This is a genomic window from Mucilaginibacter sp., assembly GCF_039935595.1.
In the GTDB taxonomy this organism is placed as follows: Bacteria; Bacteroidota; Bacteroidia; order Sphingobacteriales; family Sphingobacteriaceae; genus Mucilaginibacter.
Genome location: NZ_JBDTJZ010000073.1, coordinates 1 through 15,957, shown reverse-complemented (window position 1 = coordinate 15,957; position 15,957 = coordinate 1). Strand labels below are relative to the sequence as shown.

Sequence of the window (15,957 nt, the reverse complement as noted above, 5' to 3'; positions counted from 1 at the left end):
AAAGGCGATATAAATTGGGCAATAGCCGTATCACATCCCGGTTAAAATTATGGGGGTTAGAAACAAAAAAGACGATTTATATATCTTTTCGTCCTCGCAGATTCTCCTAAAAGGGACCCTGCGGTTGTTTTGATGCTATACTTAATAAAAAAGCCTTTTACCAATTGTATCAGCCAATATTTTGCTGACGGCCAAATCGCCGCCATAGGGAGTAAAATGATCTTTATCAAAAATATATGGGGTATAATCTGCGCCCAGTGCAGGAAATTGGTTTTTGTTGATAATTTCTACATAATAAGGTTTGAACCTTTGCTTTAAAAAACTATTAACCACATAACATTGCTGCCTGAGGTAGTCGTTGGTAAGCCTGGTATTAAATTGCAGCTCTTTGGCTTTTAAGATTGGGTAAGTTATTGTATACGCTTCGCTTTGCCCAACAACAATTACCTTTAACTTGTATTTTTCAAGATACGCTATTGTACCCTGCAAATCTTTTTCTAACTGTTTACGGTTACCCGGCCTTGTTTTAACCCAGTTAGCGCTAATGATTACTCCATCAATTTTATCAGCATTTTTTTTTACAAATACCTTAAGGGTGTAGTCAATCAACCCTAAGCAAAGCTTGTCGCCTCCTTTTTGAGCAATAAACGGATAGCACCCGGTTGCGGTGGCAACCATTATATTTATATTTTGATTTTTAAGGCGTTTTCTAAAAGGCTCCGATAAATCTGCAGAATGACTATCGCCTATTAATAAAAAATTTTTAACCGCGGGTTTTATAGTAAGGCAGGCGGCTTCATTGTAATCGCTTCGTTTTTTATTAGCGGTTAAAAAACATCCGCTGGTACTTAGTTTGGTGCCTTCAGGATGCCTTGTATTGTACCCTGCTACCATCAATGCATCATGTTTAAACGCAATTTTATTTACATCAGTGTAAGCTAATGATCCGGTAATTATTGCCAGCCCGAGTGCGTATGCCAAAATAGGCCTGTTATTGGTAAAGCTAAACGATTCAACATATCTATAGGACGCATACCCCAGTATAAATGATATCAGCGTTAACAACAAAACAGTTGTTGTATTTATATCGAAACCAAGGTATTGTGCAACAACATAAACCGGCCAATGCCATAAATACAACGAATACGATATTTTACCTGTACCCTGCACTACGCTAAACTTTAAGGTCTTAAAATTGCAATTGGCTATAATAATTAGGAATGCAGCAAATACCGGCACTATGGTGTACGGCCCCGGCCAATCCATATTGCTGTCTAAAAGATAGAAGGAAAGCAATATTATGCTATAACCGGCAATGGCTATAATTTTTCGTATCAAAGGTTTGATATTTTGTGCTAAATCTTCGCATAAAAAGGCAAGACCGCCAAACATCATTTCCCATACGCGGCTATGCAGCAGATAAAAAGATCCGTCTTTATCAATTGTAGTGTAAAATATTGCTGCCAGGTAGGTTAGTAGTATGACGGTAATAAACGCGTATAAGTATCTTTTTTTGTTTTTGAGGAACTTATGCGCAAACAATAAAATTATTGGGTAGACAAGGTAAAACTGCCACTCAACAGATAATGACCAGGTATGCAATAATATATTGGTGTCAGACGCTTCTACAAAATAGCCGGCGCTTTTCCAGTAAACTATGTTTGAAATAAACAAGATACTTGCAGCAGCATTTTGCTCATTGAGCCGGTAAGCATCCGGAAAATAAATAAAGAAGCCGGCAAGTGTTAATGCCAGTATTAAAACCAACAGGGCGGGGACGATTCTTTTTAGCCTTCGTCCATAAAATTCTAATAGCGAAAAATTATTACAGTTAAGTCCGTTAATAATAATTTTACTCATCAGATACCCCGAAATAACAAAGAAAACATCAACCCCTGCAAAGCCGCCCTCAAAAAAAGGAACTTTATAATGAAAAAGCAGTACGCCAATAACGGAGATTGCCCTTAACGCATTTATATCATATCTGAATTTTAAATGATAGGATTGGCTCATGAATGCCTAAGGTAAAAATTATAATTAATTTTTGTTTGTACCCGAGGGTATCCTGAAAAGTACCATACGTTGTTTTAAATCACCTGCACTGGCAGGGGCCACTTCGAGAAATCCTACGGACGACAAAAATATACGAAAAAGCATTAACTTAGTATTATGACAAAGCAAAAGAAAGGGCCGATATTTATCGTAAGAGAAGATGGATTGGGTTGGAATTTAAATTTTGAGCGACCTGTGTCTTATTTTATATTGGTCATTTTTTTAGCGTTGCTGATTGGCTTTGGCATTTATTGCATATTTTATTTAAAGGGTTAGCAAAGCATACGTGGCTCCCCGGCTGCCGCAAACGCTCCGCTTGCAGCAATAGATCGGCTTTCATCATATTGTATTTAACGCGTATACATCAAAAGTAGTACCACAAAAGATAAGCTTGTTTAACAGCTAAGTCAAATTTTATCGCAATATTTACAAAGCCTGTTATGACTATATCGTTATATTTTATATGATGAAATTTCTTTTCTTTTTTTTGCTATTAACTATTTCATTTTCAGTTTTTGCAGCTGATCATAACATACTTGCTTATGGCGCGAAAGCAGATGGTAAAACTATCAATACCAGGGCCATACAGGCGGCTATTGATAAATGTAGTGCCGAGCATGGCGGACGCGTTATTGTGCCGGCAGGTGTGTTTATGTCTGGTACCATTGTGTTTAAAAACGATGTGGAACTGTACCTGGCAAAAGGTGCCCAAATAAAAGGCAGTCCCGATAGTAAAGATTATCCGCAGCCTCAATCAGCAGACGGTAAAAAACCTACCTGGGCGTTGATAGTAGCCCTTGATGTACATCATATTGCCTTAACAGGGCGTGGCACCATTAATGGCAACGGTGCCGCCGCGGCTTTTCAGTTAGGCGATGACACCGCGCCCGATTATCATGGCATACGGCCAAATATCATTACCATGGTAAACTGTAAAGATATAGAGGTGCTGAATATACACCTGCGCAATTCGGCGCACTGGATGGAGACCTATGTGCGCTGCGAAAACCTGCATATAAAAGGTGTACAGGTATATAACCATGCTAACCTGAACAATGACGGTATAGACATCGACAGCAAAAATGTGCTGATAGAAAACTGTAATATTGACTCGGACGATGATGGCATTTGCCTTAAAAGCGATGACGATAATATCCCATGCGAAAATGTGACCATTCGTAACTGCACCGTAGCTACCAACTGTGGTGCCATAAAATTTGGTACAAGCTCGCGCAGCGGGTTCAGGAATATAAATATTAGTAACATTACTATTCATAAGGCATCTCATGACCTGTTTCGCCATTGGCAGCAGCACCTTAAGTTTGTTGACCAGCCGGTAACGGCCATAGCCGGTATCTCGATTGAAAATGTTGACGGAGGTAAAACCGACAATGTCACCATCAACAATATAGTTATGGACGATGTGCAAACGCCTATTTTTATCAAACTGGGTAAACGCGGTACCACAAAAAGTAAGGACCCGGCCACGTTTGATCCGGGTTATCTGCATAATGTAACCATCAGCAATGTCACCGCGGTTAGCCATAGTAAAATTACCTCGAGCATAACTGGATACCCTGGTTATGATGTAGAGAACGTGACATTAAAAAATATCAGGATCAGCACGCCCGGTAATGGTACTGCTGCCGAAGCCGCCGCGCCGCTGCCTGAAAATGAAACCGCTTACCCTGAAAACAGGATGTTTGGCGTTACGCTACCCGCAAGTGGTTTATATATGCGCCACGTAAAAGGTATTGTGCTGCAAAATATCACTCTGCAAACCCTCAACACAGATGCACGGCCGCAAATTATTATGGATGACGTAAAGGATGCGAAAATTAGCCAGTTGAATATCGTACAATCTGAAATTACTAACTCGGCTATAAAATTGGTAAATTGTGAAAATGTGCTTTGGCTAAACCCTAAAGTGACTAAAGCGCCATTCGCTGTTTTAACGGTTGATGGGGGAAAAAGTAGCGGGATAAAAGTTACCGGACTAAAAAAGCCGGCGGGCAAAATAAAAATAGCAGCAACTGTACCTAATGGCGCCGTTAGGGTTGATTAAATGTACATCTTTCGCTGGCGCACGTGTGTGCTATAAATAGGTAAAGTAAAACGCGACCCGCGTGCGCCAGCAATGAGGGATTAGCCATAAATCTTTATCTCCGCAAGGTCCCCTAAAGGGACACTGCGGATTTTGATTAAACATCTTTCAATGCAGGATCCTCCATGAGAGACATGCCATCAAAGCAGGTTTGTATGCTTAATAACTTATTTTTGGTGCAAGCATAAACTGTTCCCGTCCGGGTCTTTTAACCAGGCGAACCTGCCCCAGGGCGTGTCATCAATTGGGCCAACCTCTATATCTTTTTTCTTTAGTTGTTTAATCTCTGCTTCAATATCATCCGTTTCGGCAATAATGGCCTGGAAGCTTGACAGCGATATCGTGGTATTCCCCCCAGGCAGATTCATTTGTATCCATTCCTCGCCGTGCGGGTCCGTAGCTTCAATCACTATCTGGAATCCCAGCTTTAAATAAAATTCTTTGGCTTGCTGTCTGTCCTTGACAGGCAGCATAATAATTTCTAATGCTTTCATAGTTCAAAGTTAAACGCGATGGTAGTTGTGCTGGCATGGCGAATACGACATTCTTACCTGTTGATTGCGCCATTTTGATTGCCTAAATTTAAGCCATGAAACATATTTCGATCCTGCCGCTTTATGATGCGACACTAACCAGCATTGACAGTGCCCACCAAATATTTAGCCGGGTGAATGATTTTATGCGTTACCAGGGAAAGCCGGCTTTTTATACGATTGAGATAGTTGGCTGTGAAAAGCGTACGAAACTCAACAATGGATTGTATTCAGTAAACGCGGATAAGACTATTGACGAGGTAACCAAAACGGACGTGATCGTTATCCCATTACTATGCGGCAATTTCCAGGAAGCCATATTACAGAATAAAAAATATACAGACTGGCTAACTAATCAATATCGCAATAAGGCGGAGATAGTATGCCTTTGCGTGGGTTCGTTCTATTTAGCCTCTACCGGCTTACTGGATGGTAAAAAATGTGCGGTGCACTGGGCGGCAAAGAATGAGTTTAAAGCCAGTTTCCCCGGAGTGACAGTGATAGATGATAGCATTATCACCGATGAGCAGGGGATATATACCTGCGGTGGCGGTTTCTCTTATCTCAACCTGATCCTTTATGTTATTGAAAAGCATTTGGGCCGCGAGGTATCGATATTAGCGTCTAAGATGTTCGAGATCGATATCGAGCGAAAGAGCCAAAATCCTTTCGCAATTTTCATCGGACAAAAGCAGCATGGCCATGCCATCGTGCTTCAGACGCAGGAATTGATTGAACAAAATCCCACCTTCATGTTCAGCGTTGATGAAGTTTGTGATAAATTCGGTGTTAGTAGACGAACGTTTGAACGACATTTTAAGCAGTGCACCGGTAATTCTATTCTTGAATATATCCAGCGGGTAAAAGTAGAATTTGCAAAAAAGCAACTTGAAGTCGCCAAAAAGACCGTTAACGAGATCATTTATGAAACAGGATATACAGACATTGATGCTTTTAGAAGAGTGTTTAGGAAATACACAGACCTGTCACCCATTGATTACCGCAAAAGATTTGCTGATTAAATTTGATTAGATGTTCTTCCGCCTTTGTTGGTGTTATAATGCTTAAATAAATGCAATTGATATATTTACGTTGCATGTTAGCAACAACACCAACATAGGCTAATTTAAATTCGCTGAAGCTTAACTTATTATTCTTTTTGTGGGTACTCTCGTTCCATAAATAAATTTTTTCGCCACACTAACCTGGTAATTATAATTACGCATACCGCGCCAATAATAAGCGCAATAAATAGGCCAACGGCTTGCCAGACGTTAAGGTTACTATGCTGGGTATTTAAGTACAACCACGAAGTTGAAGTGCGATTGAAAGTAAACAGGCATGAATTGGCAAAATTGTTTCCCCAATGCAGGCCAATTGGCAACCATATACTTCCCGAGCGCAAAAACGAGGTGGAGAACATCAAATAACCCATAAACAGGCCCGAAGCGTAAAAAAGGGTGTTAACTATATATCCTCCCCAAACATCGTGCATAGCAATAAAAAATAGCGCAAACATTAATGTAGCTATCCGTTTGTTAGTTAATTGAATTAGTTTGGTATAGCAATAGCCCACCACCAAAAAATCTTGTACTGCTGCTGTTGGCAACACCCTCCAAAATTCGGTTATAAGCATCCCCCAGTCAATTGTTTTGCTAACCATAACCTGATCATGCCGCACCCATACACCTACATAAAACGACAAAAGGAACGAAGCGATGCCAAGCAACAGGCCAAAAGGGATCAATAGGAGGTGGCTGGCTTTAAGGTCAAAACCCAGTACGCTTAAGTTCTTACCCTCACTGCGGAACATAAGCCAGCTTATAAATACAACTAATACTAAACCAACGGGTACAAAAGGTATATGGATAAACGCACTTCCTAATAACGCGGCAGTAATTAATATTGCCCCTACAATGAAGCGTGAAATATTTGGATGCGTGTTGAAATAGTTTTTCATTGCCGAATTGTTTTTTGTTGTAAGCGCTAAATTACTACCTTCGGATATGGATAAAAGCAATCCACATAATTTGTCGTTTAAATGTCGTTAAACGTCATACCCGAAATATCAGCGTTGTCGCGCGAACAAACCGCCAGATTAGTTAAAGAAGGGCGACTAAAAAGGCCGCTTACACAAAAAGAATTGGCTAACCTTGCCGGCATCAGCCTGCGCTCATTACAGCGTATTGAAAATGCCGAAGTAATGCCACGCATGTATACATGGCGCCAACTGGCCGAACATATAAGCCTGGATGTAACTGATGATACCAATCGTATTATTGTTAAAACAAACCCGGTTAAACCCAACCTGGCTAGAAAATGGATATTAAGCATTAGCTCGTTGGTTGTATTGGTGCTGGTATTTTCCGCTTTTGTAATTCAATCCCCAACATTTCCTGAGACTTTGTTTGAAACATTGAATATGTTGCTTACAGGGTGTGTAATTTATGCAGCAATTCTTTATTGGATTTGGAAATAATCCCCTCACGCTTCTGGTTATTGAAAACTACTTTGGTTATCGCAGATTGGTTAATATGCCGAATAGTAATAATTAAGCGTTTCAAATCCGCAGGGCCGTAACAAGAGGCCCTGCGGAAATCCAATTAACTTAGCTCATAGAATGGAAGGCCACCCGGTTACCTTCGGTATCCGTAAAACGGGCAGTAAAGCCGTTTTCGCCTATGGAGGTTTTGGGCAGGGTTACCTTTCCGCCAGCGGCTTCTACCTTTGCTAACGGCACATCCAGATCGTTGCCACCATTTAGGTATATCAGGCTGCCTTGTTGCGAAGGTTCATAGCCTTCTTCTTCAACCAGCCCGCCGCCAACTTCGCCTTGTTGCATATCCGCGGGAAACATCGCATACTTTGTACCGGGAAAAGGCATCATCATATCAATACCCAGTACAGTTTCGTAAAATGTTTTTGCACGCTCAAAATTTTTAGCTGGAATTTCAAACCAGTTGATTGCATTTGCCATAAATTTTAATTTAAAGGTGATTGTATTTAGTTAGTATAATAATATTATCGCTTACAGTATTTACTAATGAGGTGACTTTTAATGTTCGGCAAATAGTTTATAAAGGTTCAGTATAGTACCCCAGCCTTCGTTCATGCTTTCTACTACTTTGCCGCTGCCCAGTTTATGCAGGTCCTTATGCTCAAATTTTATACGGGTGGTTTTTGGTCCTTCAACAATAAATTCTGTTACTACTTCGGTTGCCAGGTCGGGGTCGCATTTAAAATCGCCGTTTATCTCCCAGGATAGCACAAAAAGACTATAGGGGTCATAAGTCAGCACATGCCCTACATTCGCCTCGCTACCATCAATATGTTTGGTATACCAGCGGCCGCCTACGTGCGGTTCTACTACTATTTCGGTCATGTCGGTGCTGCCTATATGATGGGTTCGCGGCCACCAGAGGTCCATTTTTTTAGTAAATACCTCAAAAGCTGTTTGTTGCGAGGCTTCTACTAAAAAGTCTTTTTTAATAGATGTTAAATTGATCGTTTCCATTATTTATTTTTTTCAGTTTCTTCGGCCAGTTTTTTAAAATTCATTAAGGCATCCTCCCAAAATCTATCAAGGTAATTGCGCATGGCAAGTATGCCCTCACGGTTTAGCTCATAGATATTGTTATTGCCAACTGTTTTGAGGGTTATCAGTTTGGCTTCTTTCAAAACTTTGAGATGCTGAGATACTGCCGGGCGGCTTACGTGTAAACCATTGGCAATATCAACAACAGCCAAAGGCCGCTCTTGTAATTTTTCAAATATTGCCCTGCGTGTTGAATCTCCCAGGGCCTTAAAAGCTGTGCTGCTTGTGCTCATAAATTATTGTAAGTGTTTGCTTACCGTAAGTGTAAACTTACAACAAAAAATGAGATTTTAAAAAATATTAAAAAATAAATTTGCGTAACTCAGAAGTTACTTATACATTTGGGTAACTTAAAAGTTACTTATTATGGCAAAAGTTATTAAACACCAGTATTTCTTCGCTCATCCTGTTGAGACGGTTTGGGAATACCTGACAAATTCTGACCTGATGGGCCAATGGCTCATGAAAAATGATTTCCAACCGGTTTTGGGTCATGAGTTTCAATTCAGGACGGGGGGTAAACCCAATTTGAATTTTGACGGTATTTTTTATTGCAAGGTTTTAAACATCGAACCTTTAAAAACATTAAGCTACTCGTGGAACTGCGGGCCGGGCGAGGGGCACATCACGCTGGAATCTGTAGTGACCTGGCAACTGGAACGCAAAGAGAATGGTACCGAAGTGTTTTTAGATCACCGCGGCTTTGCGAAGGCCGAGAACCTGGATATGTACCACGGACTAATGCATGGCTGGCTGGAAAAATTCCCGAACATTGAAAAACTTTTAAACGCTTCAGCTCATGGCCATACCAACGCTTGATACCTTCCAGGTTATAGGCGACCCCAGCAGGCGCAAAATGCTGATGCTGCTATCAAACGATAGTTTGACCATTAATAGCCTGGCTGAGAATTTCGACATGAGTCGTCCGGCAGTTTCAAAGCATATTAAAATATTGGAAACCGCAGGGTTTATCTCCATTACGGATATGGGCAGGGAACGCTATTGTATGCTGAAGAAAGACGGATTTGAAGAATTGCAAGCCTGGTTAAACTACTTCGACGAATTCTGGGCATCTAAACTGAAAAAACTGGAAAATTTATTGAACAGCAAATTACCCAACTAATATTAAAAAAATGAAACTTAAAAACTTAACAATTGCCCTTTTCCTGTTAATAGGGAGCCATCTGGCTAATGCGCAGGTGAAAACCGCCGAATTGGTAAAAGAATGGGAGCGGTCCAAGGTGTATACCAAAGAATACCTGGATGCCATGCCCGAAAGTAAATATACCTTAAAGCCTACACCTGAGATGCGTTCATTTGCGGAGCAAAACTTACACCTGGCAGATGCTAATTATGGTCTTGTTTCTGCGGCGCTTGGTATTAAAAGTCCTTTTGAACAGGGTCACTGGGAAAAAGGCGCCGATAAATCTAAAGCTAACGTAAGTAAGATAGTGGTGGCCAGTTATGATTTTGTAATAGGCGAGATCAGGAAGCTTACTGACGCGCAATTGGATGAACCTATTAAAATGCCGGGCAGTTTTGATATGACAAAAAGAATTGCTTTGGGTAAGGCCCTTGAACATCAGGCACATCACCGCGGGCAAACGACGGTATACCTAAGGCTGGCGGGTGTTACACCACCTGCTGAAAAATTATTTTAAAAATTTATAATTATGGAAGCAAAAGATTTTACTACTGCTATATTGGTAGACCAATCGGCCCAAGAAGTATTTAATGCCATAAAGAATTTTCGCGGCTGGTGGTCTGAAGAAATAGAAGGCCCAACAGATAAGCTGGGTGGTATATTCGTTTATCAATACAAAGACCTCCATATCTGTAAAATAAAACTGGTAGAAATAGTCCCTAATAAAAAAATAGTTTACCAGGTTTTGGATAATCATTTCAGCTTTACTACAGATAAAACGGAATGGATCGACACTAAACTCATTTTCGATATTACTACAGAAGGCGATAAAACAAAAGTAACATTTACACACCAGGGCCTGGTACCGGAATATGAATGCTACGAAGTTTGCTATGACGCCTGGGGAAATTATATTACAAATAGCCTTTACAGTTTAATTACTGTCGGAAAGGGAGAACCTAATCCTAAAAATGCTGACGGTTTTAACGCCGAGTTAGCTGACAAATGGAAAATAAAACATTAATTATCTATAATAACATTAGACATGAAAGAACAAAATTTTACAACTACCTTATTGGTAGATCAAAGCCCCGAAGAAGTATTTAATGCTATTAATGACATCCGTGCCTGGTGGTCAGAAGATTTTAAGGGCCAATCAGAAAAACTGAATGACGAGTTTGAAGTGCGCTTTGCGGATATGCACTACTCCAAACAAAAGTTAACCGAAGTGATACCTAACCAAAAAGTAGTTTGGCTGGTTACCGAAAGCTATCTGAGTTTTTTGGAAGACAAAACCGAATGGACAGGTACCGAGATACGGTATGAGATCGCTGAAAAGGACGGCAAAACGGAAATGCATTTTACCCATGTGGGTTTGGTACCTGAAAGCGAGTGTTATAACGACTGCTTTAAAGGCTGGAATTATTTTTTGCAGCATAGCTTGTTAAACCTCATCACTACCGGAAAAGGGCAACCGCATTTAAAAGCGGATGAGGAAGTAAAAACCGAGATATAAGAGTGATCAATTAAAAATTACAATATCATGAAAGCAATTGAAATTGAAAAACAAGATTTCACCTGCACTGTACAGGTAAACGCTTCCGCTGCGGAAGCCATGAAAAAAATAAGCCAGGTAGATAAATGGTGGGCCAAAAATTTTACAGGCAGCGCTGAAAAACCGAGCGACAAATTTAGGGTTGACTTTGGTAAAACTTTTGTTGACTTTGAAATAGCCGAACTAATACCCGGTAAAAAAGTAGTCTGGAAGGTAACTAACTGCAATTTGCATTGGTTAAATAACCGAAAAGAATGGAATGGCACAGAAGTGGTTTTTGAATTGCTTGAAAAGGATAATTTAACACAAATTAACTTTACCCATATAGGCCTTGTGCCCGGCATTGAATGTTATGAAAATTGCTATGAGGGCTGGACAGGACATATTACCGAAAGTTTGGTAAAATTTATTGACGAAGGACAAGGAATGCCGGAGTAATTCGATTTCAGATTTTAGAATTACGATTTTAGATTGTTTAAAAAGCCGACCCATGCTGCCTTACGAGCCCCTATTGTGGCATAATGATAATGATAAAACAAAACCCTGCAAGTGCGGGGCTTTTGTTTTAAAAAGGGTATCGTTATGTGTTAATGCCCTTGTTGAAAAGAGATATAGTTAACCAGATCAGGCATGTTCGCTTATTTGACGCTTGCGCCTGTGGAGATGTTTATCAATGAGGTTGTAAAGTACATCAATATCGAATGGTTTTTTCAGGTAACCGTCAAAGCCCAATCGCCTGTATTCTTCGGCTATATTATCGTCACAGCTAAAAGCTATAACAGGAAGGCGGGGAAAGTGAGCCTTGATCCAATGAGCTATCTGCCTGCCTGAAGTTTTGCTGAGCCAACAATCAAGCAGTACAAGTTTTGGGTGATGGCCCCGTATCATCTCCAGTATATTTTCATTCCGATCCGCCACACTATAAATTCGGTAGCCGTTCATTCGCAAAGCGGTGCTAACTACATCTAATGTAGCGCCATCGGGTTCCTGTATCATAATTGTTTCCATAAGTTCTCTTAATTAAACGTTAATAAATTAGAAACCAAGTAGACAGACGATATTAGGGAAAAGACTGATAGGTAATTGTTATACAAATATATGTCTATTTATAACGATTGTGTTTCGGAAATATTTTATTTTTTTTACCATATTGTTATCAAACTGGCCGTTCTCCCTGCTGGGCGCGCTGGCAAATTGAAAAAACAAAAAGCGAAATTTCCTGAAAGCCGGATAGCCAATGATGAATTGGTCCCAAAACCCGGCTTTGATTCCAGGACGATATTTTACCGAGGAGGCGCGCGCCAACTACAAAATTTATTAGTATAATTGTAGATTAGTACCGATAGAAAACATGACTGCTTTTATTATTGTAAACGTGATCTTCTGCTTGTCATTCCTGGTATTTGCTTACCTCAACCTGAATGATATCGACTGGTACCTATGGGTGCCTATTTACGTAGCAGTTGCTGCTTGCTGCGGACTAGCCTGTTTCGGTATGTATTACCCTAAAGTTTACCTGGGGCTAACCGCCTTTTACCTGGTCTACGCCGTAAAGCTTTTCTTCGAAAAAGATGGCGTGCGCGATTGGGTAGTAAAATACCGTACACCGAGCCTGGTAGAAACCATGCAGGCCGAAAAGCCATTTATTGAAAACACCCGCGAGTTTTTTGGTTTGCTCATCATTTCGGCAGCGTTGATCATTGATTATTTTGTGGTAATCCATATTTAATACTGCCGTGCAAGAGATAAAGCCTATCCTAAAACAAATATTGCAGGCCAACATACCGCCCGAAATTTTTTTGTGGATTGAAGAGGCCAGGCCGCTAAATAATGCTTTTATGCTATTGCCGCGTAAAACCGGTAAAGCAATGTTAGCAATTAAGCCTGGGCAAAGCGAGGCAGTCGCTCAGGCTATCCCCGGTTTTTCGATCGACGGCTGGACCGTCGATCACTTGGGCCGCGCTTACCTGTTAATTAATCTGGATAACTCCAACAAAGAAGCATATTTCCGCAATATCGAAAACCTTTTCCTTGCCGCCGAAATGAGCGAGCAGGTTGCCTTGTACTCAAGCCTGTCGCTGTTAGCACATCCTGAACTTTGGGTTAAACGCTGTGCAGAAGGTATTCGCAGTAATATTGGTGTTGTGCTGGAAGCTATCATGTATAACAACCCGTATCCTTCACAAAACCTGGATCAGCCTGCCTGGAACCAGTTGGTACTGAAAGCTTTTTTTACAGACAAAGATATAGGTAAAATAGTAGGCATAGATGCCCGCGCCAATAAAGAGCTGGCATACATTATCAGTGATTATGCCCACGAGCGCTGGGCTGCCGGCCGCGAGTTAAACTTACAAATGTGGCGCCTTGTTGGGCCTTTTATTGATGAAAAATTATTGGAGGATATTAAACGCCTGTTTGAGGACGGTAAGTTAACCGACCGCCGTGCCGCTGCGTTGGCCATTGCCGCCTCAAACTTTGCACCTGCCAAAGTGTTATTAAACAAATACCCTGAGCTTGAAAAAGCTATAGCAACTAAGAACCTAAGCTGGGATAACATCGCCGGCTAAAAAAAGAAAGATATGTGTTGTACCCATTCGTTTGAAGAAATTAAAAATGAGCCTCTTTCGCCGCCGGTGAGTCTGGACGGCATAAAAGGCATGAAGTTTTTTGATCCGCATGTGCATATGACCTCGCGCACGACTGATGATTATCAGGCCATGGCCGATGCCGGGGTGGTAGCGCTAATTGAGCCGGCGTTCTGGTTGGGTCAGCCACGTACAGGGTTGGATAGTTTCCGCGATTATTACAGTAGTTTGGTAGGTTGGGAGCGTTTCAGGTCGTCGCAGTTTGGTATCAAACATTACAGTACCATAGGCCTCAACAGCCGCGAAGCCAATAACGAAGCTTTAGCCGAGCAGGTAATGGACATACTGCCGCTTTTTATTTACAAAGAAGGTGTTGTAGGCATAGGCGAAATTGGTTTTGACGACCAAACCGTTGCCGAAGAAAAATATTACCGCCTGCAACTGGAACTGGCCAAAGAAGCAGGCCTGCCTGTGCAGATACATACCCCGCACCGCGATAAAAAAGGTGGTACCCGCCGCAGTATGGACATTGCTTTGGAGCATGGCCTTGATCCCTACAAAGTCATTGTAGACCATAATAATGAAGAGACGGTGAAAGAAGTGCTGGACCGCGGTTTCTGGGCGGCGTTCACTATTTACCCCTTTACTAAAATGGGTAATGAGCGCATGGTAGAAATTGCCAGACAGTATGGTTCCGAACGTATTATGGTTAACTCCGCTGCCGACTGGGGCATCAGCGACCCGCTGGCTGTACCAAAAACGGCTGCTTTAATGAAAATCAGGGGTATCAGTGATGCCGATATTGAGCTGATCACTTACCGCAACGCCATTACCGCTTTCGCCCAGAGCGGGCAAATTGATGAAGCAGACTTTACGGCTATAAGCGGCGCTATAGACCAAAGCCAAAAATTTGAAGGCAATACCATTTTACGCGGCGGACAGCAGCCGCGTATTGATAAATCGTCTATCATCATCAAGTAAACCACATGGCAGGCAAATTTACTGTTTATTTAAAACTGATGCGCCCGGCAAACATTGTCACGTCTGTGGCCGATGTGCTGGCGGGCGTTGCTATAGCCGGTTATTTTTATAAACTTACTTTTACGGCCAATAGTTTTTATCCGGTGGTATTGCTTTGTTTATCTACCATGGGTTTATACGCGGGCGGCATTGTTTTTAACGATGTTTTTGATGCCGAGCTTGATAAAGCAGAACGCCCCGAACGAGCCATCCCCAGCGGAGCTATAACTTTACGGGAGGCGACTTTGCTGGGCATATTTTTGCTATTATGGGGTATTGGCTTTGCTTTTTCATACAGCAACCACGCCGGCGTATTAGCTGTGGCCATAGCAGTTGCTGCATTGTTGTATAACAAGGTAAGCAAGCATTATCCGTTTGTGGGGCCGCTTAATATGGGCATTTGCCGTGGGTTGAATTTATTGTTAGGTATTAGCATTTCAGTGCCCATGCTTACAACGTTTTATTACCTTGCGGTAGTACCTGTTATCTACATATTCTCTATTACCATGATAAGTCAGGGAGAAGTACATGGAGGTAATAAGCGCAATTTGTATATAGGCGGTATACTGTATGCTATAGTAATTGGCGCTATAGCGTACTTTGCTATCTCCCGGGGCAAATCAGCTACTTTTATTTTGCTACTGCCTTTTGCCTGGATGATTTACCGGCCGCTGGCTAATGCTGTTAAAAATCCCATAGGCCCCAATATTGGTCGAGCCGTTAAAGCGGGGGTTATCTCCTTAATATTGATGGATGCCGCCTGGGCCGCGGCTTTTGGTGCAGTGTGGCCAGCTCTATTTATCGCTTGTTTGCTGCCGGTATCTATATGGTTTGCCAAATGGTTTGCGGTTACGTAGTCAATTTATTCTCCCAATAAGATCAGCCATTTTTCGTCGCCTGGATATAATTATGTCAATATTTCGGTCAAATTTTTGATAGGTAGAATATATTCAATTTATGTTTTGGATATTCGCTTTCAGAAATGGAATATTTACAGCAGTCGTTTAGTGTGAGGTTTGAGTACAAGACCTTTTTTACCACAGATTTATTTGAGTTGTCTAACACAGGCTTCAATGATTTTATTGTGGCAGATGCAACGTCGGCATCTATAAAAAAAATCTTATTTGTGGTTGATCAGGATGTGATGAAAGCTAAACCCGAATTAGCCGGCAAGATAAAGCGCTATTTTTCTATTCATAAAGCCGCGCAACTGATGCCGGAAATTATACTGATGCCGGGGGGGGAGATTGTCAAAAACGACGCCAGCTATTTCGGCCGGGTGCTTGAATTTATCAATCGGTACAATATTGACCGTCACAGCTATGTCGCCGCTATCGGCGGCGGGGCCATCCTGGATATGGTGGGTTAT

The 15,957-nt window shown here is 41.5% G+C and carries 20 protein-coding genes and 1 pseudogene; 14 read left to right on the top strand and 7 right to left on the bottom strand.

The window, feature by feature from the left end:
* Nucleotides 1–141 precede the first annotated feature (141 nt).
* Nucleotides 142–2,013: an acyltransferase family protein gene (locus ABI367_RS04540; protein WP_462230890.1), complete on the bottom strand. Its 1,872-nt coding sequence runs from the start codon at nucleotides 2,011–2,013 to the stop codon at nucleotides 142–144.
* Nucleotides 2,014–2,515: 502 nt separating this feature from the next.
* On the opposite strand from ABI367_RS04540, the gene ABI367_RS04535 reads away from it, so the two are divergent.
* Complete coding sequence (locus ABI367_RS04535; RefSeq protein WP_462230888.1) at nucleotides 2,516–4,117, top strand: glycoside hydrolase family 28 protein; 1,602 nt, start codon at nucleotides 2,516–2,518, stop codon at nucleotides 4,115–4,117.
* A gap of 206 nt (nucleotides 4,118–4,323) precedes the next feature.
* On the opposite strand, the gene ABI367_RS04530 is transcribed toward ABI367_RS04535, so the two are convergent.
* Complete coding sequence (locus ABI367_RS04530) at nucleotides 4,324–4,650, bottom strand: VOC family protein (protein WP_462230886.1); 327 nt, start codon at nucleotides 4,648–4,650, stop codon at nucleotides 4,324–4,326.
* A 95-nt stretch (nucleotides 4,651–4,745) separates the two neighbouring features.
* On the opposite strand from ABI367_RS04530, the gene ABI367_RS04525 reads away from it, so the two are divergent.
* A complete protein-coding gene (locus ABI367_RS04525; protein ID WP_462230884.1) occupies nucleotides 4,746–5,711 on the top strand; it encodes a GlxA family transcriptional regulator in 966 nt (321 codons plus the stop codon).
* Between the two features lie 128 nt (nucleotides 5,712–5,839).
* On the opposite strand, the gene ABI367_RS04520 is transcribed toward ABI367_RS04525, so the two are convergent.
* Nucleotides 5,840–6,649: a CPBP family glutamic-type intramembrane protease gene (locus ABI367_RS04520; protein ID WP_462230882.1), complete on the bottom strand. Its 810-nt coding sequence runs from the start codon at nucleotides 6,647–6,649 to the stop codon at nucleotides 5,840–5,842.
* Between the two features lie 81 nt (nucleotides 6,650–6,730).
* Here ABI367_RS04520 and ABI367_RS04515 point away from each other — a divergent pair, with 81 nt between their 5' ends.
* Entirely contained in the window at nucleotides 6,731–7,168 is a 438-nt protein-coding gene (locus ABI367_RS04515) for a helix-turn-helix domain-containing protein (protein ID WP_462230880.1), read from the top strand.
* A gap of 129 nt (nucleotides 7,169–7,297) precedes the next feature.
* Here ABI367_RS04515 and ABI367_RS04510 read toward each other — a convergent pair whose 3' ends face one another.
* From ABI367_RS04510 to ABI367_RS04500, 3 genes are all read right to left on the bottom strand, one after another.
* Nucleotides 7,298–7,666, bottom strand: coding sequence for a VOC family protein (locus ABI367_RS04510; RefSeq protein ID WP_462230878.1), 369 nt, complete (start codon nucleotides 7,664–7,666; stop codon nucleotides 7,298–7,300).
* 78 nt (nucleotides 7,667–7,744) lie between these two features.
* Nucleotides 7,745–8,203 carry an SRPBCC family protein gene (locus tag ABI367_RS04505; RefSeq protein WP_462230876.1) on the bottom strand — a complete coding sequence of 153 codons (459 nt, stop codon included), beginning with the start codon at nucleotides 8,201–8,203 and terminating at the stop codon, nucleotides 7,745–7,747.
* Complete coding sequence (locus tag ABI367_RS04500; protein WP_462230874.1) at nucleotides 8,203–8,517, bottom strand: ArsR/SmtB family transcription factor; 315 nt, start codon at nucleotides 8,515–8,517, stop codon at nucleotides 8,203–8,205. The genes ABI367_RS04505 and ABI367_RS04500 overlap by 1 nt, the downstream gene beginning before the upstream one ends.
* Nucleotides 8,518–8,650: 133 nt before the next feature.
* On the opposite strand from ABI367_RS04500, the gene ABI367_RS04495 reads away from it, so the two are divergent.
* The 6 genes from ABI367_RS04495 to ABI367_RS04470 are packed head-to-tail and all read left to right on the top strand — an operon-like array spanning nucleotide 8,651 to nucleotide 11,421.
* Nucleotides 8,651–9,103: an SRPBCC family protein gene (locus ABI367_RS04495; RefSeq protein WP_462230872.1), complete on the top strand. Its 453-nt coding sequence runs from the start codon at nucleotides 8,651–8,653 to the stop codon at nucleotides 9,101–9,103.
* On the top strand, nucleotides 9,084–9,407 hold the full coding sequence (locus ABI367_RS04490; protein ID WP_462230870.1) for an ArsR/SmtB family transcription factor: 324 nt from the start codon (nucleotides 9,084–9,086) through the stop codon (nucleotides 9,405–9,407). Before ABI367_RS04495 ends, ABI367_RS04490 begins: the two co-directional genes overlap by 20 nt.
* Before the next feature lie 10 nt (nucleotides 9,408–9,417).
* Nucleotides 9,418–9,945: a DinB family protein gene (locus ABI367_RS04485; protein WP_462230868.1), complete on the top strand. Its 528-nt coding sequence runs from the start codon at nucleotides 9,418–9,420 to the stop codon at nucleotides 9,943–9,945.
* Between the two features lie 12 nt (nucleotides 9,946–9,957).
* Nucleotides 9,958–10,452 carry an SRPBCC family protein gene (locus ABI367_RS04480; RefSeq protein ID WP_462230866.1) on the top strand — a complete coding sequence of 165 codons (495 nt, stop codon included), beginning with the start codon at nucleotides 9,958–9,960 and terminating at the stop codon, nucleotides 10,450–10,452.
* A gap of 21 nt (nucleotides 10,453–10,473) precedes the next feature.
* A complete protein-coding gene (locus ABI367_RS04475) occupies nucleotides 10,474–10,944 on the top strand; it encodes an SRPBCC family protein (protein ID WP_462230864.1) in 471 nt (156 codons plus the stop codon).
* Nucleotides 10,945–10,971: 27 nt separating this feature from the next.
* On the top strand, nucleotides 10,972–11,421 hold the full coding sequence (locus ABI367_RS04470) for an SRPBCC family protein (protein WP_462230862.1): 450 nt from the start codon (nucleotides 10,972–10,974) through the stop codon (nucleotides 11,419–11,421).
* Between the two features lie 186 nt (nucleotides 11,422–11,607).
* Here the strand turns inward: ABI367_RS04470 and ABI367_RS04465 are convergent, their stop codons facing one another.
* On the bottom strand, nucleotides 11,608–11,991 hold the full coding sequence (locus tag ABI367_RS04465; RefSeq protein WP_462230860.1) for a response regulator: 384 nt from the start codon (nucleotides 11,989–11,991) through the stop codon (nucleotides 11,608–11,610).
* 343 nt (nucleotides 11,992–12,334) lie between these two features.
* Here ABI367_RS04465 and ABI367_RS04460 point away from each other — a divergent pair, with 343 nt between their 5' ends.
* The 5 genes and pseudogenes from ABI367_RS04460 to aroB all read left to right on the top strand — a co-directional run.
* On the top strand, nucleotides 12,335–12,712 hold the full coding sequence (locus ABI367_RS04460) for a transmembrane 220 family protein (RefSeq protein ID WP_462230858.1): 378 nt from the start codon (nucleotides 12,335–12,337) through the stop codon (nucleotides 12,710–12,712).
* A gap of 7 nt (nucleotides 12,713–12,719) precedes the next feature.
* A complete protein-coding gene (locus ABI367_RS04455) occupies nucleotides 12,720–13,550 on the top strand; it encodes an EboA domain-containing protein (protein WP_462230856.1) in 831 nt (276 codons plus the stop codon).
* 12 nt (nucleotides 13,551–13,562) lie between these two features.
* A complete protein-coding gene (locus tag ABI367_RS04450) occupies nucleotides 13,563–14,549 on the top strand; it encodes a TatD family hydrolase (RefSeq protein ID WP_462230854.1) in 987 nt (328 codons plus the stop codon).
* 5 nt (nucleotides 14,550–14,554) lie between these two features.
* A complete protein-coding gene (eboC, locus tag ABI367_RS04445; RefSeq protein WP_462230852.1) occupies nucleotides 14,555–15,445 on the top strand; it encodes a UbiA-like protein EboC in 891 nt (296 codons plus the stop codon).
* A gap of 125 nt (nucleotides 15,446–15,570) precedes the next feature.
* Nucleotides 15,571–15,957 (top strand): annotated as a pseudogene (gene aroB / locus ABI367_RS04440) (3-dehydroquinate synthase); the annotation flags it as partial.